The organism is Streptomyces sp. NPDC058008 (genome assembly GCF_042886395.1).
GTDB lineage: Bacteria > Actinomycetota > Actinomycetes > Streptomycetales > Streptomycetaceae > Streptomyces.
This window is the reverse complement of record NZ_JBHVQX010000050.1, coordinates 13938-38681: the sequence shown is the minus strand read 5'-3', so window position 1 is coordinate 38681 and position 24744 is coordinate 13938. Positions and strand designations below refer to the sequence as shown.

Sequence of the window (24744 nt, the reverse complement as noted above, 5' to 3'; positions counted from 1 at the left end):
CCGAGGAGGAGCACCGCCATATGAACGCTGATCGGCAGCACACGGGACGGGTTGCCGGCAAGGTCGCCGTCGTCACCGGAGGCAGTGGCGATCTGGGCGCCGCCGTCGTCCGCATGCTCAGCGCCCACGGGGCGAAGGTCGCCAACTTCGACCGGACTCCCCCCGCGGTCGCGTGGGGAACCGGCTCGGTGGCCGACTGGACCCTCGACATCACCGACGCCGCCCAGGTGGAGACGGCCGTGCGCGAGGTGGCCGAACGCTTCGGCGCCCCCGACGTCCTGGTCAACAACGCCGGTGTCCTCGGACGCCCCGCTCCCTCGCACGAGTCGACGGAGGAGGAGTTCGACGCCGTCATCGGGGTCAACCTCAAGGGCACCTGGCTGCTGACGAAGTACGTCGTGCCCCACATGATCAGGCAGGGGCGCGGCAGCATCGTGAACTTCTCCTCGATCCACGGCCTGACGGGCGGCGGCAACGTCCCGCTCTACCACGCGTCCAAGGGCGCGGTCCGGCTGCTGAGCAAGTCGGACGCCGTGGTGTACGGGCCGTACGGGATCCGGGTGAACTCCATCCACCCCGGCTCCATGCGCACCAGGATGAGCCGCGCCTCGGCCGAACGCAGCCCGCTGGGCCCCGAGGAGTACTACCGGCAGCTGGTCTCCGGCAATCCGATCGCGCGCCAGGGCGAGCCGGACGAGATCGCGTACGGGGTGCTGTACCTGGCGTCCGACGAATCGTCCTTCACGACGGGCACCGAGCTCGTCGTCGACGGTGGCTACACCGCCCACTGACTTCCGAGCCGCGAAAGCTGGACATCATGAGTGACACGACCTACGAGTGCGACGTTCTCGTCGTCGGTTCCGGCGCCGCCGGGATATCGGCCGCCCTCAAGGCGAAGCAGCAGGGCCTCGACGTCCTGGTGGTCGACAAGGAGCCGTACCTGGGCGGCACCACCGCCGTCTCCGGGGGCTGGCTGTGGGTGCCGGGCAACAAGCAGGGCGTCGCCGAGGGCGACACCCGCGAGGAGGCCGAGACCTACATCAGGGCACTGGCCGGTGACTCCTACGACCCGGACGCCGTCGGGGCGTTCCTCGACCTGGTGCCCGAGGCGCTCGACTTCTTCGAGAACGACGCGGGTGTCGAGTTCCACTATCCCGAGATGGCACCCGACTACCAGATGGACACCCCCGGGGCACGCAGGTCGGGCCGCGCGCTGACGGTGAGGAAGGCCGACGGCCGGACCCTGAAGAAGGACCGCCGCCGCGTCCAGCCCTACCTCCACACGTACACCGTGTTCGGCTACATGCCGGAGATCGGTCCGGACATCGCCACGTTCATCAAGGCCAACCGGTCCGCCAAGGCGTTCCTCTACGTGACGCGGCGGCTGGTCAGGACCTGGTCGGAGCGGATCCTGTTCCGCCGCGCCTTCACCCGCACCAACGGCAACGCCCTGATGACCCGCATGCTCGCCGGCGCGGGGGACATGGGCATCCCGATGTGGACCGGCACGAAGGTCACCGAGGTCCTCCGGGACGAGCGGGGTGCGATCGGCGGTGCGGTGATCACGGGTGCGCACTCCGGAACGGTCCGCGCCAGGTACGGAGTCGTCCTCGCCGCCGGCGGCTTCTCCGGCAACGCCGCGCTGCGCACCCGGGCCTTCGCGCACGACCCCCGCGGCGACGACCACTTCACGCCCACGATCGGGCACCAGGGTGACAGCTACTTCCTGGCCGAGCCGCACGGCGGAGTGCTCGACACCCGGCCCCACCAGCCCGCCTCCTGGGGGCCCGTCACCGTCTGGAAGAACCTGCGGGGCCAGGAGCGGATCTTCCCCCACCTGCGCGCGTTCGGACTGCCCGGCCTGATCGCGGTGAACCGCGAGGGTGAACGGTTCGCCAACGAGTCGTACTCCTACCACGACTTCGGCGTGGAAATGATCAAGGAGAACGCGGGCCGGCGGGACACCTTCGGATGGATCGTCGCGGACAGGAAGGCCATGCGCACCTACGGCATCGGGTACGCGAAGCCCTGGCCGCTGCCCGCCTGGTACTACAGGAAGGTCGGCTATCTGATCCAGGGTTCGTCGGTCGCGGACCTGGCCTCCAGGATCGACGTGCCGGCGGAAGCGCTCCGCAGGACCCTGGAGGAGTTCAACGCCGACGCGGCGCTGGGGCGGGACACCAGGTTCAAGCGCGGTTCGAACTGGTTCCACCACTTCAAGGGCGACATGGAGCACAAGCCCAACCCCAACCTGGCCCCCATCGACAAGGCCCCCTACTACGCCGTACGGATCCAGATGGGCGACCTCGGCACCTACGCGGGGCTCTCGGTCAACGGGCGCGGCGAGGTGCTCGCCGCGAGCGGCCGGGGGGTCCCCGGGCTGTACGCCGTCGGGACGGCCGCCGTCAGCGTCTTCGGCGGCGGCTATCCGGGCTACGGCGCCAACATCGGCCCGGCCATGGTCTTCGGCTACCGGGTGGGCAGGGACATCGCCGCGCACGCCGCGGAGCGGTCGGGCGGGCTCCGGAAGGCCGCCGCCCGGGACGGGGACGGCTGAGCCGCCCGGACCCCCTGCGGTGAGCCCGTGCCCTCCGTCGCGCGCGGGGCCGGGGAGGCCCGGTCAGGGCTCCGCGGCGGCGTGGCGCGGGGCTGCCTCGGGCCGGTGGACCGCCGTACACCGGGGCGGTCTTGACCGGGTGTCGGCCGTGCTGCTTGGATCACGCGCATGAAGCGCTGCCAGGAGCTCACGCGACGACGCCACGTCGATCTCGCGCGTACCGCCGGCGCGCTCTGTCTCCGCGCGGGCTGACGACGCGGGCGGTCCACTCCGCCCCCGCTCCCCCGCACCGGCTCCTCCCCCTTCGCCCGACGACGGACGTGCGGGGTCGCCGCCGCCCCGCTGCGCCGTCCCGTGGGACGCCGCCGCAGTCCCCGCAGCCGCCTCCGGTGCGCTCGCGCACGCGTGTCCGCCGCTCACGTGCCGTCGAACGGACGCTCAACACCCCTGGTGCGCACGGCGGTCGGTGATTCCACGCCGGCCCTGCCGGTTCGCAGGTATCCGAAAGGACCGTCCCGTCGTGTCCCTCTCCCCCGCTCTCCGACGCACCGCCCGACGGAGGGCCGTCGGCGCTCTGGTCGCCGCCGTCGTCCTCGGTCTCGCCGGCTCCGCCTCGGCGGTGTCCCCCTCGTCCTTCGGCCCGACGCCTCCGCACAACCCCTACGCGGGCCCCGACGGACCGCCACCATGCACGGGGACACCGGTTCCTCCGACACGTCGCCGCTGGCCGGGCCGGGGGCCGGCGCCCTGTCCTCCTCACGCACCGCCCTCGCCTCCGCCTGCCCGACCGTCCTGGTGGGAGCCGACGGCTACCCCGTCGCCCTGTGCACCCCGATCTTCGGCCAGGTACCCACGGTGCATCTGCTCGATCCGGACGACGGGTCGTCCCTGGCCACGCTGAAGCTGGCGAAGGGGTCGCTGCTCGGGGGCGTCTACGCCTACATCGACCACCAGGACCGGCTGGTCGTCGCCGACGGCAGCCGCAGCCTGCTGCGGGTCGGGCACCACCAGGACGGCGACGGCGGCTGGAGCCTGGCGGTCGACCGGAGGCTGTCCCTGGCGTCCGTCATACCGGAGGACGACGCGGTCACCGGCCTGTCACCCGACTGGGACGGCCGTGTCTGGTTCGCCACCGGCGGCGGGGTGGTCGGCACCGCCGACGACACCACGGGCGCCGTGCGGGCTCTCGCCCTCCCCGCCGGTGAGCGCGTCGCCAACAGCATCTCCACGGCCCCGGAGGGCACGGCGGTCACCACCACCCACGCCACCTACCTGCTGACCGCACCGGACGGGACGCCCGAGGTCGTGTGGCGCACCGCGTACGACCGGGGCTCCGCTCGCAAACCCGGGCTGCTGAGCTGGGGCAGCGGATCGACCCCGACGTTCTTCGGCCCGGCCGGGGGCACCGAGTACGTCGCCATCGTCGACAACGCCGACGCGGCGGCGAACCTGAAGGTGTACCGCACCGCCGACGGCTCGGACATCTGCTCGGTCCCGGTGCTCCGGGCGGCGAACGGTCCCGGCAGCGAGAACTCCCCGGTGGGAGTGGGCCGCAGCGTCTTCGTCGCGGGTACCTACGGCTACCCGTACCCGGCCGTCCCCGAGGGGGCGGGCCCCGCCGTCCCCGCTTCCGCGGACTTCGCGGGCGGCCTGTCCCGGGTGGACGTACGGGCGGACGGTTCCGGCTGCTCCCTCGTGTGGGACAACACCCTGCGATCGGCGGCCGTGCCGAAGCTGTCGACGGCCGACGGGCTGCTGCGCACCGTGGTGCGCGACCCGCTGATCCCCGGCACCAGGGGGACCGGCCTGCTCGATCCGTACCGCTACGTGGAGATCGACCCCGGCAGCGGTCGGGTCACACGGTCCATGAAGGTCGGGGTGGGATCGCTGTACGACACCGTGCAGATGGCGGGGACGATCGCGCCGGACGGTGCCTATCTGCAAGGCACGGTGACCGGGGTGCTGCGCGTCACCGCGAAGTGAGCGTGCGTGGCGGGCGGTCCGGCCGGCCCGCCACGCACACCCCGGCCGTGACGTCCCGTCACCCCGGGGTGTCGTCCGTATCGAGGAGGGGCGGTGAGGGGAGCCCGAAGTGACGGGCGATGATCCGCAGGGTGAGCGCTCCGTCCACGTTGAACGCGGGATCGGCCTCGTACGCCGGGGTCCGTCTTCCGACGATCCCGGCGGCGAGCAGTTCGCGCACCAGGAGGTCCCCGCTCCGCCGCGATTCACGACGGCCGCCGACGTTGAAGACCGTCCGCTCGAATCCGCCGCGGCTGTGGGCGAACTGGAAGGGATGGTCGTCGCAGTGCGGGATCATGTAGTTCTGGCCGTGCGCGCAGGTACAGGCGGGCGTGGACGCGAGGAACACGCTTTCCGCCGGCCCGGGGCCCTCCACCCGGTCCGCGTAGCGGAATCCGGTGAGGTCGCAGGCCAGTTGCCAGGCCGAGAGGCCGTCCGACGCGGGGTAGGCGTCATGGGTGACCCAGGCCCAGCCTGACGAGTGGCCGCCCGCGCGCGCGGGACGTCCCGCCTCCTCGAAGGCGGCGTACAGGGTGGGCAGGCTCATCCCCCTGAGGAAGGTGGCGTAGGTGTGCGGAGCGAGCCGGGTCACCGCGCCGCCACCTCCCGGGAGAGCGGGGGCGAGGGCAGCCGGAAGAAGTCGGCCATCACCCTCACCAGACGGATCTCGTCGTCGGGGTGGTGTTCGGAACAGTCGTGTCCCTCCCCTTCCTCCCACCCGCATTCCGAACCGGGGCCTATGAGGTTCGCGGCCAGGAGTTCGGCGGAGAGGTGGTCGGGGTTCTCGCCCACCCGCAGGCCGATGTCCTCGAAGCTGAAGTGGAGGATCGTGCGGCCGTCCCGGTAGTACGAGAAGTCCGGGCCGTGCGCCTTCGCGCTGCACGGCTCGGTCACGAAGACGACGGCCTCTCCGCCGTCCCGGGACAGACCCCGGTAGTCGACGGGGTCGAAGTCGTCGGCCTCGGGGTTCACCATGTCGTGCACGGCCCACGCCCAGCCGTCGCCCTCGCCGCACACCAGGGGTTCACGCAGCAGGCCGCGCAGCTCCTCGGCGAGTGCGCCGGGGGACGTGCCCCGGACGAAGACGAGGTTCACCTCGTGGTCGGGGAAGGCGTGGTCGGTCCAGTCGGTCATGCCGAGGACTCTAGACGCGGGCACTGACATCGAGCGTGGGAGCGGAGTCGGGCCACCGGGGCGGTCCGACTCCCCGTCGGCCTCTCTCCCGACGACCCGTCAGCAGAGCGCGTCCGCACGGCTGACGGTGCGGGGGCCGGGCGGACGCGTCCTGCGGCCGCGGGCACCCTCGCGGGCTCCGGGGGGCACGGCCGGCGCACGGTGGAAGAGTGGACCGCAGTCAGGTTAGGGTGCCCTTATCGACGCTCTTCCGGTACCCCTGCCTCCCCTCCCAAGGAGATGTCCATGCGCCGCGTGACGGAACAGGTTCGCCCCGCGGACGGTGCGGACGACTTCTTCGAAGGGTTCGGGCTGACCGGCACGCCGGGCTCCGACGCGTTCTGGGCGACGGCACGGGCCCCCGTGTCGGTGCCCGCCGACGACGGCGGCTGGGTGACCCTGTTCCTGTGGCGGGGGTCCCCGGCGAGCCTCGGCTTCGAGAGCCGGCCGGCCCCGGTGCCCCTGGTCCGGTGGCGCGACACCGACTGCTGGTACGCCGAGGTCCGCATGTCCCCGCGCCTGTGGGCCACCTACCAGTTCCTCACGGACGACGGGGCGTACGCCGACCCCCTCAACCCGGTCGGCGCGGGCGGGGACCGGTCCGTCGCCGCGGTCCCGGACGCCCCGCACCAGCCGCACTGGCCCGTCGTCGGCGCCGACGACGTCCTGCCCGTCCCGGCTGCCCGGATCCGCTGGACCGGCGGCCGGCTCGGCGGCCGGCGCACCGTGCGGATCCATCCGGCGGGCGGCGGCGGTCCGGTGGTCCTGCTGCTCGACGGGGACGACTGGCTGTACCTGCACCCGGCCATGGCCGCGTTCGACTCGGCCGTGGCGGCCGGCGACATGCCGCCCGTCACCCTCGTCTTCCTTCCGGCCAGGGACAGGGTGGCCGAGTTCGGGTGCGCGCCCGACCTGTGGGAGGCGGTCCGGGACGAACTGCTGCCGCTGGTGGCGGAGTCCGGCGTACGCGCGGACCTGGACCGGCTGGTCGTCGCGGGGCAGAGTCTCGGCGGACTGAGCGCGATGTACGCGGCCCTGGAGTTCCCGGAGCTGGTGTCCCGTGTCGCGTGCCAGTCACCGTCGTTCTGGTGGACGCCTGGGGCCCCGGAGGCGGCGGACCCGCTCGGGGGCCCGCTGGGCGGTGCCGTCGCGGAACGGCTTCGGGAGCGCCCGGACCTGTCCGGGCTGCGGGCCGCCTTCGACGTGGGAGAACACGAGTCGCGGATGCTCCCCCACTGCGAGCTGGCCGAGACCCTGACCGAACAGGCGGGTGCGACCGTGCGCGTCTCACGGTCGCCGTCGGGCCATGACCGGGCAGGCTGGCGGCACGCGCTGCTCCGGGACGTCGCCTGGGCGCTCGCCTAGGGTGTCCTACGCCGGGTCGTGGGCCGGGTGGGCGGACCAGGAGCACAGGCGGCCCCCGGCCCGGCCGGGGTCCGGCAGGGTTCGGGGGCCGCACGGCCCGCGCACGCGAGGGTCAGGCTCCCGCCGTCCCGGAGTCCTCGTGCAGCTTTTCGAAGATGAACTCGTGCTTGAGGAACGACGTGTCGTACTCGTGCCCCGGATGCGGCGGGATCAACTGCGAGGCCTGGATGAGCCGCCAGCCGTCCAGCAGGGCGTCCAGGCCCGTGCCGTAGGGAGGTTCGTCGCCGTCCCCCGTGGTCGGACGGGTCCGCCCGGTGCCGTCGTAGGACGACCAGCCGATCACCTCGGCGTCGAGTGCCGAGTTGGCCAGGAAGAGGATCAGGACCTGCTGTCTCATGCGTTGCTCCCCAGGGCCGGACGGTTGTTCACACGCGTGACCCAGTGGTCGATGTCGAAGGTGTCGTCGCCGGTGAGGGCCCGCCAGAGCAGGACCCGGTTGTGGACCTCCAGCCGGGCGGCGGCGGGCTCGTACCAGTCGAAGCCGGCCCGGAGTTCGCTCTCCACCTCCGGGGCGCCGAGGTCGTCGGTGTTCCACAGGCGGACCTGGGGAACGGTCGGGTTGAATCGGATCTTGAACATGTAGCGGGGTGTGTCGCTGTCGTTCCTGCGGCCTCCGTGCCAGATCCCGTGGTGGAGGAGGACGACCGTACCGGCGGGGCACACGAGCCGGGTCTGGCCGCGAAGGTTCTGGTAGCGGCCGGTGTCGGTCTCGTTGGTGCGGCGCAGGTGGCTGCCGGGCACGCTGAGGGTGCCGCCCATGTCGGCCGTGACCTCGTGCGGGTAGTACATGAGCTGGATGTCGAAGGCGTCGGGCCGTACGTCGATGATGGCGTCCCCGTGCAGCGGCTGGGCGGACCCCTGGTGCGGTTCCCGCACGTGCACGGCGTGGTGGTCGACGGTCGGCCCGGGGCCGACCAGGCTGGAGATCGCGCCGGCCACGGCGGGCAGCGACGTCAGACGCCGGGCGAAGGAGCCCGGGGGGAACGCCTCACCGAGCGGCGTCCCGTAGGGCACCGGGGGTATCCCGGCGTCCAGGACCTCGACCGCCTGCGCGTTCATCCCGGGTGGGACCACCGCGTCCATGCGCAGGGACCCGCTCGCGACGAAGCGGGCGACCTGGACCGAGGTCAGCAAGTGTTCTCTGGTCGTCATGTCGCAACGGTAGGGGGCACCCGGCGCCCAGGGCATGGGCTGCATTCGTGGTCCACTGGTAGATTTTCGGCATGGACGAGGTCTCCATCCCCCTGGCCACGCCTCCCCGCGTGGTGAACATCGGCGTCGGTGTGCACGGTGTCAGCGGCCTGCGCGACGTCTTCCGGCTGCCCGACCTGTGGCAGATGCACCTGTACGGGTACGCGGGACACCTCACCGTCGGCGGCAGGCGGCACGCCATCGCCTCCGGGCGGGTGAGCCTGATCCCGCCCGGCGCCGAGGCCACCTTCGACTACCGGGGCCGGTCGGAGCACCTGTACGCGCACCTGCGGATGGCGGAGACCGGGGAACGCCACCGCGTGCCCGTCATGCAGGACGCCGGTAGGGAGGCCCCTCTCGTCTCCGGCCTGATGAACCGGGCGCTGGCCGCCATGCCGGTGGCCCCGGCCCAGGCGACGGCGGAGATGTGGACGGCGCTGTGGCGGGTCGCGCGGCTCGCCGGGCGCGGGCGTCCGGACGGGGCGCACGGGGCGGTCGCCGCGGCCATGGCCCACATCGAGGCGAACCTGGCCGCCCCGCTGACGGTGCCGGAGATCGCCCGGCGCAGCGGGATCTCGCACAGCCAGCTCACCCGCCTCTTCCGCGCCGAGACCGGCTCGACCGTGGCGGCCTACATCCGGCACCGCCGCCTGGACCACGCCGGGCATCTGCTGCGTGAGTCGACGATGTCGATCCAGGCCATCGCCGGCTCGGTGGGCATCGGTGACCTCCAGGCCTTCAACAAGGCGTGCCACCGCGAGCTCGGCGGGTCGCCCCGCGCGATCCGTGGCCGGCTCCTGCCCGGCGAGGGCGCGGAACCGGCTTGATCCCGGCCCGCTTCCCGGCGGAATCACACGCTCCGCCGGACGACGGCTTCAGGGGCGGAAAGGCATGGAGTCGGGCGGGACGGGCACACTGCCTGGCACTGCAGAAGCGGCACAACAGACGACAGGCGGGTGAACACGCATGAACGACCAGGCGGACACCGTCGCATCGGCACCTTCCGCTCCGGCAGTGGTGCGGGGCGACAGCTCCGAGAGCATCCACCGGGCGCGCGAGGCCTCCCGGGCCTTCACCGACCGTCTCGCCCCGGCCCCGGATCCCACCACGGCCGATTCCCTCCTTCTGGTGGTCTCGGAGCTCACGACCAACGCGCTGCGGCACGGCGGCGGCAGGTACACCCTGGAACTCTCCGCCACCGAGGACTCGGTGACGGCCGCGGTCAGCGACCCGAGTCCGGCGGCGCCGCGTGAGCGGACACCGGACCTGAACGGCGGCAGCGGGGGGTTCGGCTGGCACATGATCCGCCGCCTGGCCACCGAGCTGACCGTGACGCACGGATCCGGCACCGGCAAGACCATCCGCGCGCGGCTCGCCTTCTGAGCCGAGGGCGCTTCCGCGTCCGGCCGCCCCGGTCGTCAGCAGGCCGGGTCACCGCGGCGCGCGTCCGGTGGTGACGGCCACCCGGCCGTGTCCACCAACCGGGCTACATCGCGTCGCCCACGCCGGCCGTCCCCGGATCCGCTCCCCCGCGGGCCTACTGTCGCGCTGTGCTCGATGTGATCCCGGTGGTCAAGCGCCTCCTGCTCGGCAAGGCACGGCGCAGTGAGGAGCTGGGCGAGACCCTCCTGCCCAAGCGGCTGGCCCTGCCGATCTTCGCCTCGGACCCGCTGTCGTCCGTCGCGTACGCCACGCAGGAGATCTTGCTGGTCCTGACGCTGGGCGGGCTCACCTATCTGCACTTCGCCCCGTGGATCGCCCTGGCGGTCGTACTGCTGATGGTGGTCGTGGTGCTGTCGTACCGGCAGGTCGTCCGCGCCTACCCGGGCGGCGGCGGCTCCTACGCCGTCGCCTCGGCCAATCTGGGCCCGTCCGCCGGGCTGGTGGTCGCCGCCTCGCTCCTGGTGGACTACGTGATGACCGTGGCGGTGTCCGTCGCCTCGGGTGTGGACAACATCATCTCCGCGGTACCGGAGCTGGCGAGGCACCGCGTCCTGATGGCGATCGGATTCGTGGTGCTGCTCACCGCGGTCAACCTGCGGGGTGTGCGTGAGTCCGGCCGCGCCTTCGCCGCCCCCACCTACCTGTTCGTCGGCGGGGTCCTGATCATGTGCGCCACCGGCCTGATCCGGTACCTGCTGGGGGACGCCCCGGTGGCCGAGAGCGCCCGGTACGGTGTCGAGGCGGCACCTGGCGGGACGGGTCTGGCGGGCTTCGCGCTGCTGATGCTCGTGCTGCGGGCCTTCTCCAGCGGGTGCACGGCGCTCACGGGGGTGGAGGCGATCTCCAACGGGGTGCCCGCCTTCCGCCGGCCCAAGCCGGCGAACGCGGCGGCCACCCTGCTGGTGATGGGGACCCTCGCCGTCACGATGTTCGCCGGGATCACCACACTCGCGATCATCGCGAAGGTGCACATCACCACCGATCCCTGCCGGCTGACCGGGCTCGCCGACTGCGCCGCGCAGACCCAGCTGACCGTCATCGCGCAGCTCGCCGACGCGGTCTTCGGCGGCAGGAACAGCTTCGGCTTCTACTTCATCCAGGCGGCGACGGCACTGATCCTGATCCTCGCCGCGAACACCGCCTACAACGGCTTCCCCACGCTCGCCTCCATCCTGGCCAGGCACCGCTATCTGCCGCGCCAGCTGCACGACCGCGGTGACCGTCTGGTGTTCTCCAACGGAATCCTGGCGCTCGCCCTCGTCGTCAGCCTGCTCCTGTGGGTGTACGGGGCGAGCGTCACCGCCCTCATCCACCTCTACATCCTGGGCGTCTTCACCTCCTTCACGCTGTCCCAGACCGGCATGGTCCGGCACTGGAACGAGGAACTGCGCACCCAGCGGGATCCCGTGCTCCGGCGGCGCCACCGGGTGGCCCGGATCGTCAACGCGGTCGGGGCGTGCGTCACGGGGCTGGTCCTGGTCATCGTGCTGGCCACGAAGTTCGCCCAGGGCGCGTGGGTGGCCGTGCTCGCCGGCGTCCTGCTCTGGCTGACGATGCGCACCGTCCGCCGCCACTACGACGCCGTCGCCGCCGAGTTGGCCGTGAGCGACGCACGGGCCGCTCTCGCCCCGCCGCCCCGCGTCACGGCCGTCGTCCTCGTGCCCGCCATCGACCGGCCGACCCTGCGGGCGCTGTCCTACGCCCGGGCCTTCTCGCCCGACCGGCTGGAGGCACTCGCCGTCGCCGTGGACCGGGAGGCCGCGGCGGCGCTGCAACGGCAGTGGCGGGACCAGGACATCGACGTACCGCTCCGCATCACGGACTCCCCCTACCGCGACGTCACCCGGCCGGTCATCGACCACGTGCGCGCCATCCGCCGTGAGAGCCCCCGCGACGTGGTCGGCGTGTTCATCCCGGAGTACGTCGTCGGCCGCTGGTGGGAGACCCTCCTGCACAACCAGTCCGCCCTGTGGCTCAGGACGCGGCTGCTCCTCCTGCCCGGTGTCATGGTCACCAGTGTGCCCTGGCGGCTGGCCTCCGCCGGGCGCGCGCCGGCCGACCGCACCCGGGCCCCGGGAGCGGTCCGGCGGGGAGAACCGGGCCCGGCCCACAAGGACACAGCCGACGGCCCCCGGCCTCCGGACACGCGGGACCCGGGCAGCTGAGGGCCGTTCGGCGGGCGCTCACCGGGCCACGGCGCGGCAGTAGTCCTCGTCGGAGGCGAGGAGGTGGCGGTGGGTGTCCTCGGCGGTGATCACCCCGTCGTCCAGGACCAGGACGCGGTCGGCGGCGTCCAGGAGGGCGGGGCTGCTCGTGATCACCACGGTGGTGCGGCCCTTGCGCAGCTTCGCGATGTTGCGCGCGATGAGCTGCTCGGTGACGGCGTCGACCGCTGTCGTGGGGTCGTGCAGGACCAGCACGTCGGAGTCGGCGGCGAGGGCGCGGGCCAGGGACAGCCGCTGGCGCTGCCCCCCGGAGAGGTTCGCGCCGCGGTCCCGGACGCCGTGGTCGAGTCCTTCGCGGTGGAGGGCGACGACATCGGTGAGCAGCGAGGCCTCGACGGCCTCCGCCACCGTCGAGCTGGTGCCCGAGGGGTCGATGTTCGTACGGAGGCTGCCCGCGAAGATCTCCCCGTCGTACGGGTTGACCAGCAGGTGCTCGCGCAGTGCCTCGACCGAGAGGTCCGCGATGGCCCGCCCGCCGATCCTGACCTCTCCCCCGTACGCCCGGGGCGGGACGTGAGCGCCCAGGACCGAGGCGAGTTCGGCCGCCGCGCGGGGCCGGTAGGCGGCCACGGCCACGAACTCGCCCGCGCGGACGCGGAAGGTGAGACCGTCCAGGGAACCGTGGCGGACGCCGTCGATCTCGAGGTCCCCGCCGGGGGCCGGGCGTTCACGGCCCGGGGTGGTCAGGGGCGGCGCGTCCAGCACCAGTGCCATCCGGTCGGCCGAGGCGCGCGCCATCATCACGTACCTCGGCATCTCCGAGAACATCTTGAGCGGTTCCATGATGAACTGCGCCAGGCCGACGGCCATGACGAGCTCGCCGATGGTGATCAGGCCCGCGTACGCCAGCCAGCCCGCCGTCAGGGTCACGGCGGCGGCGAGGACCGCGTTGAGGGCCTGTGCGGTGCCCGCGTAGATCCCGTTCACCCGGGCGACGACGAACGCCTGGTGCTTCGCCAGGCTGCTGACCTTCCGGTAGGAGAGGAACGCGGAGTGGTTGCCGCCGAAGCCGTGCAGCGGGCGCAGGCCGGTGATGAGGTCGGCGACCTTGGCTCCCGCCCGCGCCACGCGGGCCTGCTGTTCGCGGGTGCTCGAACCGATCCGTCTTGACATGACGCTCAGGACGGACAGGATCGCGACGGTGCCGACGATGACCAGCAGGCCGAGCCGGATGTCGGCCAGGCCCAGCGCGACCGACGCGACGGCCACCGCGACCAGCGAGCTGATCAGCAGCGGAACCACCTCGACGATGTCGGAGGTCTGGTCGGCGTCCTCGGTGGCGATGGTCAGCACCTCGCCGGACTTCAGGCCGACGTCCCTGGCCACGGGCTGGAGTCCGCAGGCCGCGACCCGGACCCGCCAGCGGTGCGCCTCGGTCGTGTTGGCCTTCTGAAGGACCCGCATCCCGAAGCGCCAGGACAGCGACACGGTCGTGATGATCACGGCCAGTGCGCCGATCGACAGGCCGAGCGAGCCCAGGCTCCGGTCCCGCATCGTGTGTTCGACGATCAGGCCGAGCGCGATGGGGAACGCGGTCTCGCCCGCCTGGTAGAGGCCCATGAGGACGGTCCCCCGGACCACCGCGCCGGCGTTGCGGCGCAGTGCGGTCCGGAGGATGGCGGCCCCCGGGCGGGGCCGCTTCGCGTCAGTTGTTGTCATCAAGGTGACGGGCAATCGCTTCCGGGGTTCGAAGGGTGAGCAGATCACGGATCGTGATCACAGGACCGTACTCGCGGCGGAGCAGGCCGATCAGCCGGACCGCCAGCATGGAGTGCCCGCCGAGGGAGACGAAGTCGCTCAGGGCGCTCACCTCGTCGTCGTCCAGGTCCAGTGCCTCGGCGAAGAGTTCGCAGACCACCGTCTCGGTCCCGGTCCGCGGGCCGCGCTCGTCCACCGTGGTGAGCACGCCGAGCGGCCTGGCCTCCGGCAGGGCCTTGGTGTCGGCCTTCCCGTTGACGGTCAGCGGGATGCCGTCCACCTCGGCGTAGTGCGTCGGGCGCAGGAAGTCCGGCAGCCCCGCGCCGACCTCCGCGGCGACCGCCGCCAGGTCCGATCCGTCCAGCACGAGGTACGCGGCCAGCCGGTGGGAGCCGTCCACCTGGGGGTCGGGCTGGGCGACCGCGGCGACGAACCGCACCGCCGGGTGGGCGGCGAACGCCGCCTCCACCTCGCCCAGTTCGACCCGGTGGCCGCGGATCTTGACCTGCTGGTCGGTGCGGCCCAGGTACATCAGGTTGCCGTCGGGCCGGCGTACCACCAGGTCCCCGGTGCGGTACATGCGCTCGCCGGGTGCGCCGTACGGGCACGCGACGAAGCGGTGCGCGGTCTGGGCGGGCTGGCCGAGGTAGCCGCGCGCGATGCCGACGCCCGACACGTACAGCTCACCGGGCACCCCGTCCGGCAGGGGCCGCAGCCAGGGGTCCAGTACGTACACCTCGGTGTTGTCGATCGCGACGCCGACCACGGGGTCCGGGCACTCGAAGGTGCCGACCCCGAGGGTGTTGATGGTGTACTCGGTCGGCCCGTACAGGTTGTAGCCCGCCGTGCCCTCGGTCTCCGCGAGCCGCTGCCAGAGCGCGGGGGTGACGGCCTCGCCGCCCAGGAGCACCAGCGCGGGGCGCCGCGCGGGGTCGTCGAGCAGGCCTTCGGCGACCAGTTGCTGGGCGTAGGTCGGGGTCACGTTGACGACGTCGATGCCGTGCTCCAGGCAGTACTCGACCAGCCGGGGCGCGTCCCGGCGCAGTTCCTCGTCGCAGATGTGCACCTCGTGGCCGTCGGCGAGCCACAGCAGCTCCTCCCACGACATGTCGAAGGCGAACGACACGGTGTGCGCGATGCGGAAGACCCGGTGACCGTGGCCGGCCAGCACCGGCTCGAAGATCCGCCGCTGGTGGTTGATGAGCATGTTGGTGAGACCCGCGTACTCGGTCACCACGCCCTTGGGCTTCCCCGTCGATCCGGAGGTGAAGATCGTGTACGCGGGGTGCCGCAGGCGGTCCGGGTCGTCCGGGGCGAACGTGACGTACGGTGCGGCCTCGGGCAGGGGCCGGTCGAGTTCGATCAGGTCGCCGGTCAGCCGGGGGGACACCGCGCTCACGGTGAGGATCACCTGCGGGCGCGCGGCGTCGAGGATCGCGGCGATCCGCTCGTCGGGGTGGTCCAGCTCCAGCGGTACGTAGGCGGCGCCCGCGCGCAGCACGGCGAACAGCGCCACGATCGAGTCGAGGGAGCGCGGGACCGCGAGACCCACGGTCGTCTCCGGTCCGATCCCGCGCCGGACCAGGACGCCGGCCACCGCGCGGCTGCGGTCGCGGAGCTGGGCGAAGGTCATGGCCGCGCCGTGGGCGACGAGGGCGACCCGCTCGGGGTCCCGGTCCGCCGCCCGGTCGAACCTGTCGACGACGGTGTCCGTGCCGATGTCCGTGCGGACGGCGGGGCCGGGTTCCCGCCCGGGGCCGGGCAGCGCGCCGACCGGGCCGGCCGCGCGCGCCAGGTCGTCGAGCACCCGCAGGTAGTCGTCGAGGAGGCGCCGGGCGCCGGGGGTGTCGCCGTCACGGTGCTCCAGCTTGACGGTGAGCCGGTCGCCGGGGGTGACGACCCAGGTGAACGGGTAGTGCGTCGAGTCGTCGGCCTTGACCGAGGTGATGCCGTGCCGGGCGTTCATCTCGGCGAACGCGTCCATATCCAGGAAGTTCTGGAGCACGAACAGGTTGTCGAAGAGGGTGTCGTGCCCGCTGGCCCGCTGGATCTCGCCGAGGCCCAGGTGTTCGTGCTCCATGGCCTCGACCCTGGACGCCTGGACGGCCGACAGGTACGCACCGGCCGTGTCGTACGGCCGGGCCCGTGTCCACATGGGCACCGTGTTGAGGAGTACGCCGACGACGCCGGACAGTCCCTCGCCCTCGCGGCCGGAGACGGTCACCCCGAACACGGCGTCGCTCCGGCCCGTACGGGCTCCCAGCATCAGGCCGAACGCCCCGGTCAGCACGGAGTTCAGCGTGACGCCGTGCAGCCGGGCGGCCTCCCGCAGGAGTTCGGACCGTTCGGCGGACAGCCGGTGCACGAGCGCGTGCGGCAGGTCGTCCGTGAGGACGGGATCCGGGCCCGCGAGGAGGGTCGGGCCGGTGAGGCCCGCCAGGTGTTCCGCCCAGAAGCGTTCCGACACGGCGGGGGGCCTGGCGTCGAGTGCCCGGGCGACGTCCTCGAAGGCCGGTGCGGCCGGGGTCGCGTCCAGGGGCTCGCCGGCGAGGACGGACCGGTAGGCGTCGAACAGGTCCCGCAGCACGATCTCGCGGGACCAGCCGTCCCACAGCAGCAGGTGGTAGCTGAGCAGCAGGGCGTCGCGGCCGTCGTGCAGACGCAGCACGGTCAGCCGGATCAGCGGCGGCCGGTCCGGGTCGAATCCGGTGGCGCGGTCCTCGGCGCACAGGGCTTCGGCCTCCGCGTCGGTCAGGGGGCCGACCGTGCGGACGTCGGCCCGCCGGCCCGCCTTGAGGACCTGGACCGGGTTCCCTCCACCGTCGGTGGTGAAGCCGGCGCCCACGACCGGGTGCCGTGCGATGACGTACGCCATCGCCTCGGACAGGGCGTCGGTGTCCAGGCGCCGGTCGAAGGTGAAGTAGCTCTGGGCGACGTAGTGTCCGGACGGGCCGGCCATCTGGGCCTGGAAGTACAGGCCCCGCTGGAGCGGGGTGACCGGTGCGGTGCGTTCGGCCGTCGCGGAGGCGTCCGCGATCTGTTCGAGCGCGGTGCGCCAGTGGCCGGTCAGCTCGTCGGGGACGCCGTCGGCGAGGGTGAAGGCGGCGTGCAGGCTTCCCGTGGCCTCGTCGGTCCAGGCGTTGACCTCGACGGCGTACGGGCTGGGGCCCTCGGCGCCGGTGATGGCCAGGGCCTCGGACTCGCCACCCCGGCCGAGGTAGTTGAACAGCACCTGCGGGCGGGCCGTGAGCAGGGGGGCCGTCTGCGGGTCCAGGTACCTCAGCCGGCCGTAGGCGACGTGGCCGTGCTCGTCGGCCTGGCGATCGGTGATCTCGCGCGCCGCCGCCACGGGGTCGGTGTGCGGCGTCAGCCGTACGGGGGCGATGGCGGTGAACCAGCCGACGGTGCGGGTGTAGTCGTGGTGCTCCAGCGCCGGGACCCGGCCGTGCCGCTCCAGTTCGACGGCGAGGTCGGTGGGCGCGGGCTGGATGTGGGTGAGCGCGGCCCTGAGCGCGCCGCAGAGCAGCTCCGTCAGGCCGAGCCCGAGTACCGCGGGCGCGGTGCGGGTCACCCGGTCGCTCACCTCGGGCCCGAGCACGACGGTGGTCGAGCGCCGGCCCTCGACGGCGGGCAGCAGCGCGGGGGCCCGGAGCGTGGTGATCCAGTGGCCCGGTTCGCCGGAGGTCCGGACGGACCCGGAGTTCAGGGCCTCGGCGTACTCGGCGTAGGACGTGGTCGGCGGCGGCAGCGTCCCGCCGGACAGGGCGGTGGCCAGGTCGTCGAGCAGGATCAGCCAGGACACGGCGTCGACGGCGAGGTGGTGGACGGTGACGACCAGGGTGCGGCTCGGTTCCAGCCAGGAGAACGCGACGACCTCGCCGGTCCCGGGGTCGAGGCGCCCGGCGGCTCCGTTCGCCGCCTCCGTCGCGTCGGCCGTGTCCGGCCGGTCGACGGTGATCTCACGCGCGGGTCCGGTGCGCAGCGACCACACGCCGTGGTCGGTGTCCAGCCGCAGCCGGAGGACCGGGTGCGCGGCCACGACGGCGTTCGCGGCGCGCCGGACGTCGGCGAACTCCGTTCCCTCGGCCGTCACGAGCGTCCTGGCCTGGGCGAACCGGGCGAGCGGACCGCCCAGTTCGCGCTGTCGCAGGATGATGGGCGTCGGTGCCAGGGGGCCGTCCTCACGGGGGGCGGGCGCGGGCGCCGCGGGCTGCGGTGCGCGCGAGGCCAGGTGTCCGGCGAGCGCGCGGGGTGTCCTGCACAGGAACACGTCGCGCGGCGCGATCGGGAGACCGAGGGCCCTGGCCCTGTTGATCACGGTGATGGCGACGATGCTGTCGCCCCCCGCCATGAAGAAGTCGGTGTCGGCGTCGACGGGGAGGGAGCCGGGCAGCGTGTCGGCGAAGATCCCGATGAGCGCCGGGAGCGCGGATCCGGCCGGTGCGGCCTCGGCGACGTCCTGGGCCGCGCGTTCGGTCAGCGCCTTGCGGTCGAGCTTGCCGTTCACCGTGAGCGGCAGGGCGTCGGCCCGCAGCACCCGGCCGGGCACCATGTGCACGGGCAGCTTCGCGGAGAGCCGGCCGGTGAGGTCGTCCGGGACCCGGCCCACGATGTGCGCGACGAGGTGGTCCTCGGTGTCGGACACGGTGACGGCCACGTCCACCACACCGTCGAGTTCCCGGATCGCGGACTCCACCTCGCCGGGTTCGATCCTGAAGCCCTTGAGCTGTACCTGGTCGTCGGCGCGGCCCGCGAACTCCAGCTCCCCGTCGAGCGTGCGGCGGGCGAGATCCCCGGTGTGGTACATGCGGGAGCCGTCGCCGGCGAACGGGTTCGCCACGAACCGGCCCGCGGTGAGGCCGGGCCTGCCCAGGTAGCCGAGGGACACCTGGTCACCGGCGACGTAGATGGCGCCCACCCGGCCGGGCGGCACGGGCCTGAGCCGCTCGTCGAGCACGTACGCGGCCAGGCCGGGGACCGGGCCGCCGATCGGGCTGACGTCGTCGCCGAGGTCGTCCTCGGTGAGGACCCGGTGGGTGACGTGGACGGTGGTCTCGGTGATGCCGTACATGTTGACCAGCTCGGGCGACGCGGTGCCGTACCGCTCCACCCAGCCGCGCAACCGCGCCGGGTCCAGCGCCTCGCCCCCGAAGATGATCCGGCGCAGGGTGGTGACGCGCTCGTCGGACTGCCGGTCGGCCTCGACGAACCGGTAGAACGCCGAGGGGGTCTGGTTGAGCACGGTCACGCCGCGCTCGCGGACCAGCCGGTGGAAGTCCACCGGGGAACGGGTCAGCCCGTACTCGGGCACCAGCAGCTCGCCGCCGTGCGTGAGGGCGCCCCACAGCTCCCAGACCGCGAAGTCGAAGGAGTAGGAGTGGAACTGGACCCAGACGTCCTGCGGGCCGAAGTCCATGTCGGGCCGGGTGTTCGCGAGCAGGGACACGACGCTGGAGTGCGGGACGACGACACCCTTGGGCCGGCCGGTCGAGCCGGAGGTGTAGATGACGTAGGCGGGGTCGTGCCATCCGGCGCTCGCCGCGGCGGGCACCGGCTCGTGCGTCCCGGCGTCCTGCGGCAGTTCCTCCCCCAGGACGAGCAGGCGGGGCCGCGTACCCGTTCCGCGGGCCAGCAGGTCCGTGAAGCGGCCGTGCTCCTCACGGTCGACGAGGACCGCCTGCGGGGCGGCGTCGGACAGGACGTACTCCAGGCGTTCGTCCGGGTAGGCCAGGTCCAGGGGCACGTAGGCTGCGCCCGCCGTGACGACCGCCACCAGGGCGACGATCTGCTCCAGGGAGCGCGGGACGGCGACGGCGACCCGGCTGCCGGGCCCGACACCGGCCGCGCGCAGGGACGCGGCCAGCGCGTTCTTCGCGGCGGCCAGTTCGCCGTAGGTCAGCGACCGGGTTCCGCCGTCGAGAGCGCACCGGGTGACGGCGGTGGCCTCCGGGTCGCGGCCGGCGGCGGCGTCGAACAGCGCGTCCAGGGTCGTCGGGACGACGTGCCCGGGGCTGCGGGCGTCGTCGGGGGCGAGGTCGTCGACGAGGGCGTCGGGCCGGGCGAGGAGTCCGGTGAGGGTCCGGGTGAAGGTGCGCAGGACCGCGTCCGCGCCCGGCCCGCGCAGCAGCTCGCCGTCGTAGATCAGGTTGAAGCGGGCGCGGCCGGCGGGGGTGCGTTCGACGACCAGGGTCAGCGGGTAGTGGGGGGCGCCTTCGTTCGTGATGTGGGTGACGGCGAGTTCGTCGCCCGGACCGCGCAGGGCTTCGAGGTCGGTGGCGACGTCGAAGACCACCAGGGTGTCGAAGAGGGCGCCGCCGCCGGCCTGGCGGGCGATCCTGGCGAGGGAGACGTGCTGGTGGGCCAGGACCGCGCCCTGGTGCTCGCGCACCGAGGCGAGCAGTTCGCGGGCCGTGGTGTCACTGTCCCAGCGGGCGCGCAGGGGGATGGTGTTGATGAACAGGCCCACCATGTCCTCGATGCCGGGCAGCTCGGCGTCACGACCGGACACCGTGGAGCCGAACACCACGTCCCTGCCCCGCAGGAGGCCGCCCAGGGTCACCGCCCAGGCACCGTGCACCGCCACGCTCAGCGGCACACCCGCCGCCCGGGCGGCCGCGTCGACGTCGTCCTCGGGCTCCACGGCGGTGTCGGTGAACCGGTCGGACGGGGTGTGCCCGTCGGCGACGAGCGAGGGACCGGGCAGTCCGGCGAGTTCGTCGCGCCAGACCCGGTCGCTCTCCTCCTCGTCGAGCGCGGCGAGCCGGCGTACGTGGTCGGGGAAGCCGCCGAGCGGATACAGGCTGCCAGGCGCGTGGTACTCGGTCAGCAGCGCGCGGAGCATCGGCGGTACCGACCAGCCGTCGGCGATGATGTGGTGCACGGTCTGCACCAGCACGGTCCTTCCGGGTCCCCCGCGGATCAGGGTGTAGCGCATCAGCGGGCCCGTGGCGAGGGCGAACCCGGCGCGGCGGTCCCGTTCGGCGTGGTCGCGGATCTCGGCGTCGGTGATGCCGGGGCGGTCCAGCGTGGTGAAGGGCGCCGGTGTCCCGCTCTCCAGCACGGAGACGACCCGGCCGTCGGCGAGCGCCACGAACCGGGCGGCCAGATTCGGGTAGAGCGTGAGCAGCCGGGTGGCCGCCGCCGCCAGCCGGTCGGCATCGGCCTCGCCGTCCAGGGTGAGCAGCTGCTGTTCGACGTAGCTGCCCGTGGAGTCGTCGTCGAAGACCGAGTGGAAGTACAGGCCCTCCTGGAGCGGGGTGAGGGGGAGGATGTCCCGCAGCGCCGGGCCGTCCAGGGCGTCGACGTCGTCCTGGGTGAGCCGTACGAGGGGGAAGTCGCCGGGTGAGTGGCCGCCCTGTTCGAGCGCGGCCAGTCCGGTGAGGGCCTCCCGGAGGTGGTCGCCGATCGTCCCGGCGTCCTCGTCGGTGAGCAGCCCGTCGGGCCAGGAGAGGGTGGTGACGAGTTCGTACGCGCCGTTCGGGGCGGGTTCCGCGATGGCGTTGAACTCCAGGGCGCGGGGCAGCCGCATCCTCGGGTCGCGCTTCTCGCCCAGCTGTCCCGTGGCGCCGGCGGACCGCCAGTCACCGGCGGTGCCCGAGTCGAAGCGGCCCAGGTAGTTGAACAGCACCTGCGGGGCGGGCGTGTCGAGCCCCGCCCCGGTCAGGTAGCGCAGGACGCCGTAGGAGAGCCCGTTGCCCGGTACCCGTGCGAGGTCGTCCTTGACCGCCTTCAGCGCGGCGGCCAGATAGGCGGGGCCGGTGAGGTCGTCCGCCGCGCCGGGGTCCACGACCACCGGGAACAGGGTGGTGAACCAGCCCACGGTCCGCGACAGTTCCGGCTCGAAGCCGGCGCTGTCGGCCACGAACCGTGCTTCGCGTCCGTGCCCTTCGAGTTCGATGTGTGCGAACGTCTGGTCCTGGCCGAGGTCACGGCGCCACCGGGCGAGCGCGACGGCCAGTGCCGTCAGGAGTACGTCGTTGACGCCCGCGTGGAACTTCGCGGGTATCTCGCCCAGGAGGGCGGCCGTGGCCGAGGGGCCGACGGTGACGGTCCTGGTGCGTTCGACGGCGACGGTGTCGGCCGCGGACAGCGGGCGCCTGCCCAGCGGTGCGTCCACGGCGGGGAGGGGGCGCAGGTAGGCGGCGCGGTCCCGTTCGAAGTCGCCCGCCTCCAGCACCTGTGTCCAGCGCCGGAACGACGTGCCCACCGGGGGCAGCTCGACCGGTGCGCCGGAGGTGAACTGCCCCCAGGCGGTGGCCAGGTCCTCCATGAGGATCCGCCAGGACACGCCGTCGACGACGACGTGGTGGACGACCACGACGAGCTGCCGTGCCTCGCGGCGCCAGACGGCCCGCAGCATCGCGCCCTGCTCGGGGTCGAGTCCTTCGGTGGCGAGTGCCACGCAGTCGTCGAGCGGCAGCGCGCTCTCCTGCCATCCGGTGAAGGGCCGGCCGGCCGGCGGGATGTCGAAGCTCCAGCGGTCACCGCGCACGAGCTTCGCCCGCAGCATGTCGTGGCGCCGGTCCAGTGCGGTGAGGATCGCGTCCAGGGCTTCGGCGGTCAGCTCCGCCGGGGTGTCCAGGACGACCGACTGCACGAAGCCGTCGATCGCGTCGGTCGTCTCGCCGAGCCACTGCACGACGGGGGATCCGACGACGGGGCCGGTCGCCACGTCACCGTGTCCCGCCGGGGTGACGTCCTCCTGGCTGACGACGGCCGCCAGGGCCCCGACGACGCTGTGGGTGAAGATCTGGCGTGCCGTGACGTAGAGTCCGGCGGCGCGCAGGGCGCTCAGCAGCGAGATGGCGAGGATGCTGTCCCCGCCGAGCCGGAAGAAGTCCTGGTCGGTGCCGACCTCGTCCAGCCGCAGCACCGAGGCGACGGCCGCGCACACCAGGCGCTCGTTCTCGGTGGCGGGCGCGACGAACGAGCCCGTCCGGAGCAGGGGTTCCGGGAGGGCGCCCCGGTCCAGCTTGCCGTTCGCGGTGAGGGGGAACTCCTTCAGCACGACGACGTGGGTGGGCACCATGTACTCGACCATGTGCTCGACGGCCCATGCCCTGACCTCGTCCCCGTGCAGCTCCTCGCTGCCGGTGGCCGGGATGACGTAGCCCACCAGGTAGGTGCCGCCCGCCGGGTTCTTCTTCGCGAGGACACAGGTGTGCCGGACCGAGGGGTGTTCGCCGAGGCCCACCTCGACGTCCTCGATCTCCAGCCGCATGCCGCGGATCTTGATCTGGTTGTCGGCCCGGCCGAGGAAGTCCAGCGACCCGTCCGGTGCGAACCGGGCGAGGTCGCCGGTGCGGTACAGGCGGGATCCGTCCGTGGCGAAGGGGTTCGCGACGAAGCGGGACGCCGTCAGGCCGGGCGCGTTGACGTAGCCGCGGCCGAGGAGGAACCCTCCCACGTACAGCTCGCCGCCGACCCCGACGGGGACCGGGCGCATCTCGTCGTCGAGCACGTACAGCTGGGTGTTGGGGTTGGCCCTGCCGATCGAGGTGGACAGGCGCTCGGCCTCGCCTCGGTAGATGACGTGCGAGACGCCGATCGTCGTCTCGGCCGGGCCGTAGCCGTGGTACATCGGGATGTCGAGCCGGGTGCGGAAGCGTTCGTAGAGTTCCGGGGTGAGGACCTCGCCGCCGCACCACACGTGCCGCAGGCTGTCCAGCCGTCCGGAGTCGCCGGCCATCTCCAGGAGGACGTCCAGCATGGACGACACCAGGTAGGTGAAGGTGACGCGCTGTTCGGACAGCACGCTCAGCAGGTGGTGGGGGTCTCGCTCGCCGCCGGGCCGCAGGACCACGAGCCGGCCGCCGCACACGAGCGGCAGGAAGATCTCGTTGATGGAGATGTCGAAGGACAGGGGTGCCTTGAACAGGGAGGCGTCGTCGTGGCCGAAGCCCAGGATCTCCCGGGACTGCCACAGCAGGCGCTCGCTGATGGCCTCGTGCCGGATCATGGCGCCCTTGGGGCGTCCGGTCGAGCCGGAGGTGAAGATCACGTAGGCGAGGGCCGCGCCGGGGACGGTGAGGCCGGCGGGCTCGGCGGGGCAGGAGGCGTACCCCCAGGCCGCGAGGTCGACGGCCACCGCCTCGGGTTCACCCGCCGGGGACTCACCGGAGCCGTTGAGCTGGAGCACGACGTGGGCGTCGGCGATGACGACGGCCCTGCGCTCGGCGGGCCACCGAGGGTCCAGCGGTACGAACGCGCAACCGGCCTGGAGCACGCCGAGCAGTCCGATCACCATGTCGGCGGAGCGTTCCAGCGAGATGCCGACGACCTGCTCGGCGGTGAGCCCGCGTTCGGTCAGGTGGTACGCCAACTGGCTCGCGTATGCGGCGACCTGACGGTAGGTGAGGCTGCGGTCCCCGTCGACCACGGCGACGGCGTCGGGCCTGGCCCGTGCCTGCTCGTGGAACATCTCCACGACGGTCGGGCGGACGCGGTCCGCGTCGGTGTCGTTCCACTCCGCCAGGGCCCTGGCCCTCGCCTCGGCGCCCACGGGTCCGATGGTGCCTACCGGCCGGTCGGGGAAGTCGGCCAGGTCGTCCAGGGCCGCCTGCGCCCCGGCCGGGAGCACGCCTTCGGGGGCGCGGATGCTCCGGCCGTCCTCGGCGATCTCCCAGCCGGCCGGCGCGGAACCGCCGTTGCCGGCCCACCGGAGTACGTCGGTGAACAGCGTGGCGGGGGTGAGGCCGATGCCGTCGGGACTGCGGCCCGTCGCCCAGTACGCGAGTCCGATGGCGCACGCCGCGGCGATGGTCCGGTCGGAGTGGTCCCCGGTTCGCCTGCGTACGTCGTCCAGGCTCGTGGGGGAAAGCAGCACGGAGCGGGCGGTGGGATACGTCATCGGGGGCTCATCGTCCTTCCAACGGGCGGGAGTGGGACCAATCTCATCCCAGGGACGTCTGGGGTCTTTCGTTCGGATCAGGCCGGATCAGGGGGCGGGCCGGGCGCCGGGCGGCGCCTGGGACGACGCCGCGCGGCGCGGCGCGTCCGGGGGTGGGACGG

At 73.0% G+C, this 24744-nt stretch carries 13 protein-coding genes and 1 pseudogene; 8 read left to right on the top strand and 6 right to left on the bottom strand.

All coding sequences use genetic code 11. The annotated features are described in order from the left end of the window. The first annotated feature begins 20 nt into the window (after positions 1-20). From ACFVS9_RS32930 to ACFVS9_RS32915, 4 genes and pseudogenes are all read left to right on the top strand, one after another. Positions 21-791: an SDR family NAD(P)-dependent oxidoreductase gene (locus ACFVS9_RS32930; RefSeq protein ID WP_389938466.1), complete on the top strand. Its 771-nt coding sequence runs from the start codon at positions 21-23 to the stop codon at positions 789-791. A gap of 26 nt (positions 792-817) precedes the next feature. Next, positions 818-2557 carry an FAD-dependent oxidoreductase gene (locus ACFVS9_RS32925; RefSeq protein WP_389938463.1) on the top strand — a complete coding sequence of 580 codons (1740 nt, stop codon included), beginning with the start codon at positions 818-820 and terminating at the stop codon, positions 2555-2557. A gap of 168 nt (positions 2558-2725) precedes the next feature. Further along, complete coding sequence (locus ACFVS9_RS32920) at positions 2726-2809, top strand: putative leader peptide (RefSeq protein WP_383116352.1); 84 nt, start codon at positions 2726-2728, stop codon at positions 2807-2809. Positions 2810-3131: 322 nt separating this feature from the next. Next, positions 3132-4540: pseudogene (locus tag ACFVS9_RS32915) on the top strand (hypothetical protein). A gap of 58 nt (positions 4541-4598) precedes the next feature. Here ACFVS9_RS32915 and ACFVS9_RS32910 read toward each other — a convergent pair. Continuing rightward, a complete protein-coding gene (locus ACFVS9_RS32910) occupies positions 4599-5171 on the bottom strand; it encodes a hypothetical protein (protein ID WP_389938460.1) in 573 nt (190 codons plus the stop codon). Continuing rightward, complete coding sequence (locus ACFVS9_RS32905; RefSeq protein WP_383116340.1) at positions 5168-5713, bottom strand: hypothetical protein; 546 nt, start codon at positions 5711-5713, stop codon at positions 5168-5170. The genes ACFVS9_RS32910 and ACFVS9_RS32905 overlap by 4 nt, the downstream gene beginning before the upstream one ends. 285 nt (positions 5714-5998) lie before the next feature. Between ACFVS9_RS32905 and ACFVS9_RS32900 the strand changes: the two genes are divergently transcribed. Continuing rightward, positions 5999-7117 (top strand): alpha/beta hydrolase-fold protein, encoded by a 1119-nt coding sequence (locus ACFVS9_RS32900; protein WP_383116339.1) that lies wholly within the window; start codon positions 5999-6001, stop codon positions 7115-7117. A 112-nt stretch (positions 7118-7229) separates the two neighbouring features. Here the strand turns inward: ACFVS9_RS32900 and ACFVS9_RS32895 are convergent, their stop codons facing one another. Then, on the bottom strand, positions 7230-7514 hold the full coding sequence (locus tag ACFVS9_RS32895; protein WP_383116338.1) for a hypothetical protein: 285 nt from the start codon (positions 7512-7514) through the stop codon (positions 7230-7232). After that, positions 7511-8329, bottom strand: coding sequence for a phytanoyl-CoA dioxygenase family protein (locus tag ACFVS9_RS32890; RefSeq protein ID WP_383116337.1), 819 nt, complete (start codon positions 8327-8329; stop codon positions 7511-7513). Before ACFVS9_RS32890 ends, ACFVS9_RS32895 begins: the two co-directional genes overlap by 4 nt. Before the next feature lie 71 nt (positions 8330-8400). Between ACFVS9_RS32890 and ACFVS9_RS32885 the strand changes: the two genes are divergently transcribed. From ACFVS9_RS32885 to ACFVS9_RS32875, 3 genes are all read left to right on the top strand, one after another. Then, on the top strand, positions 8401-9195 hold the full coding sequence (locus tag ACFVS9_RS32885) for a helix-turn-helix domain-containing protein (RefSeq protein ID WP_383116336.1): 795 nt from the start codon (positions 8401-8403) through the stop codon (positions 9193-9195). 139 nt (positions 9196-9334) lie between these two features. Next, complete coding sequence (locus ACFVS9_RS32880; protein WP_383116335.1) at positions 9335-9751, top strand: ATP-binding protein; 417 nt, start codon at positions 9335-9337, stop codon at positions 9749-9751. Positions 9752-9918: 167 nt separating this feature from the next. Beyond that, entirely contained in the window at positions 9919-11976 is a 2058-nt protein-coding gene (locus tag ACFVS9_RS32875) for an APC family permease (protein WP_383116334.1), read from the top strand. A gap of 18 nt (positions 11977-11994) precedes the next feature. Here the strand turns inward: ACFVS9_RS32875 and ACFVS9_RS32870 are convergent, their stop codons facing one another. Next, entirely contained in the window at positions 11995-13695 is a 1701-nt protein-coding gene (locus tag ACFVS9_RS32870) for an ABC transporter ATP-binding protein (RefSeq protein ID WP_389938455.1), read from the bottom strand. Beyond that, positions 13682-24583, bottom strand: coding sequence for an amino acid adenylation domain-containing protein (locus ACFVS9_RS32865; RefSeq protein ID WP_389938452.1), 10902 nt, complete (start codon positions 24581-24583; stop codon positions 13682-13684). The genes ACFVS9_RS32870 and ACFVS9_RS32865 overlap by 14 nt, the downstream gene beginning before the upstream one ends. Positions 24584-24744: the final 161 nt, after the last annotated feature.

Coding starts and splice junctions, on each gene's coding strand:
- ACFVS9_RS32930 (WP_389938466.1), top strand. CDS start 21: ATGAACGCTGATCGGCAGCACACGGGACGGGTTGCCGGCAAGGTCGCC.
- ACFVS9_RS32925 (WP_389938463.1), top strand. CDS start 818: ATGAGTGACACGACCTACGAGTGCGACGTTCTCGTCGTCGGTTCCGGC.
- ACFVS9_RS32920 (WP_383116352.1), top strand. CDS start 2,726: ATGAAGCGCTGCCAGGAGCTCACGCGACGACGCCACGTCGATCTCGCG.
- ACFVS9_RS32905 (WP_383116340.1), bottom strand. CDS start 5,713: ATGACCGACTGGACCGACCACGCCTTCCCCGACCACGAGGTGAACCTC.
- ACFVS9_RS32900 (WP_383116339.1), top strand. CDS start 5,999: ATGCGCCGCGTGACGGAACAGGTTCGCCCCGCGGACGGTGCGGACGAC.
- ACFVS9_RS32895 (WP_383116338.1), bottom strand. CDS start 7,514: ATGAGACAGCAGGTCCTGATCCTCTTCCTGGCCAACTCGGCACTCGAC.
- ACFVS9_RS32890 (WP_383116337.1), bottom strand. CDS start 8,329: ATGACGACCAGAGAACACTTGCTGACCTCGGTCCAGGTCGCCCGCTTC.
- ACFVS9_RS32885 (WP_383116336.1), top strand. CDS start 8,401: ATGGACGAGGTCTCCATCCCCCTGGCCACGCCTCCCCGCGTGGTGAAC.
- ACFVS9_RS32880 (WP_383116335.1), top strand. CDS start 9,335: ATGAACGACCAGGCGGACACCGTCGCATCGGCACCTTCCGCTCCGGCA.
- ACFVS9_RS32870 (WP_389938455.1), bottom strand. CDS start 13,695: ATGACAACAACTGACGCGAAGCGGCCCCGCCCGGGGGCCGCCATCCTC.
- ACFVS9_RS32865 (WP_389938452.1), bottom strand. CDS start 24,583: ATGACGTATCCCACCGCCCGCTCCGTGCTGCTTTCCCCCACGAGCCTG.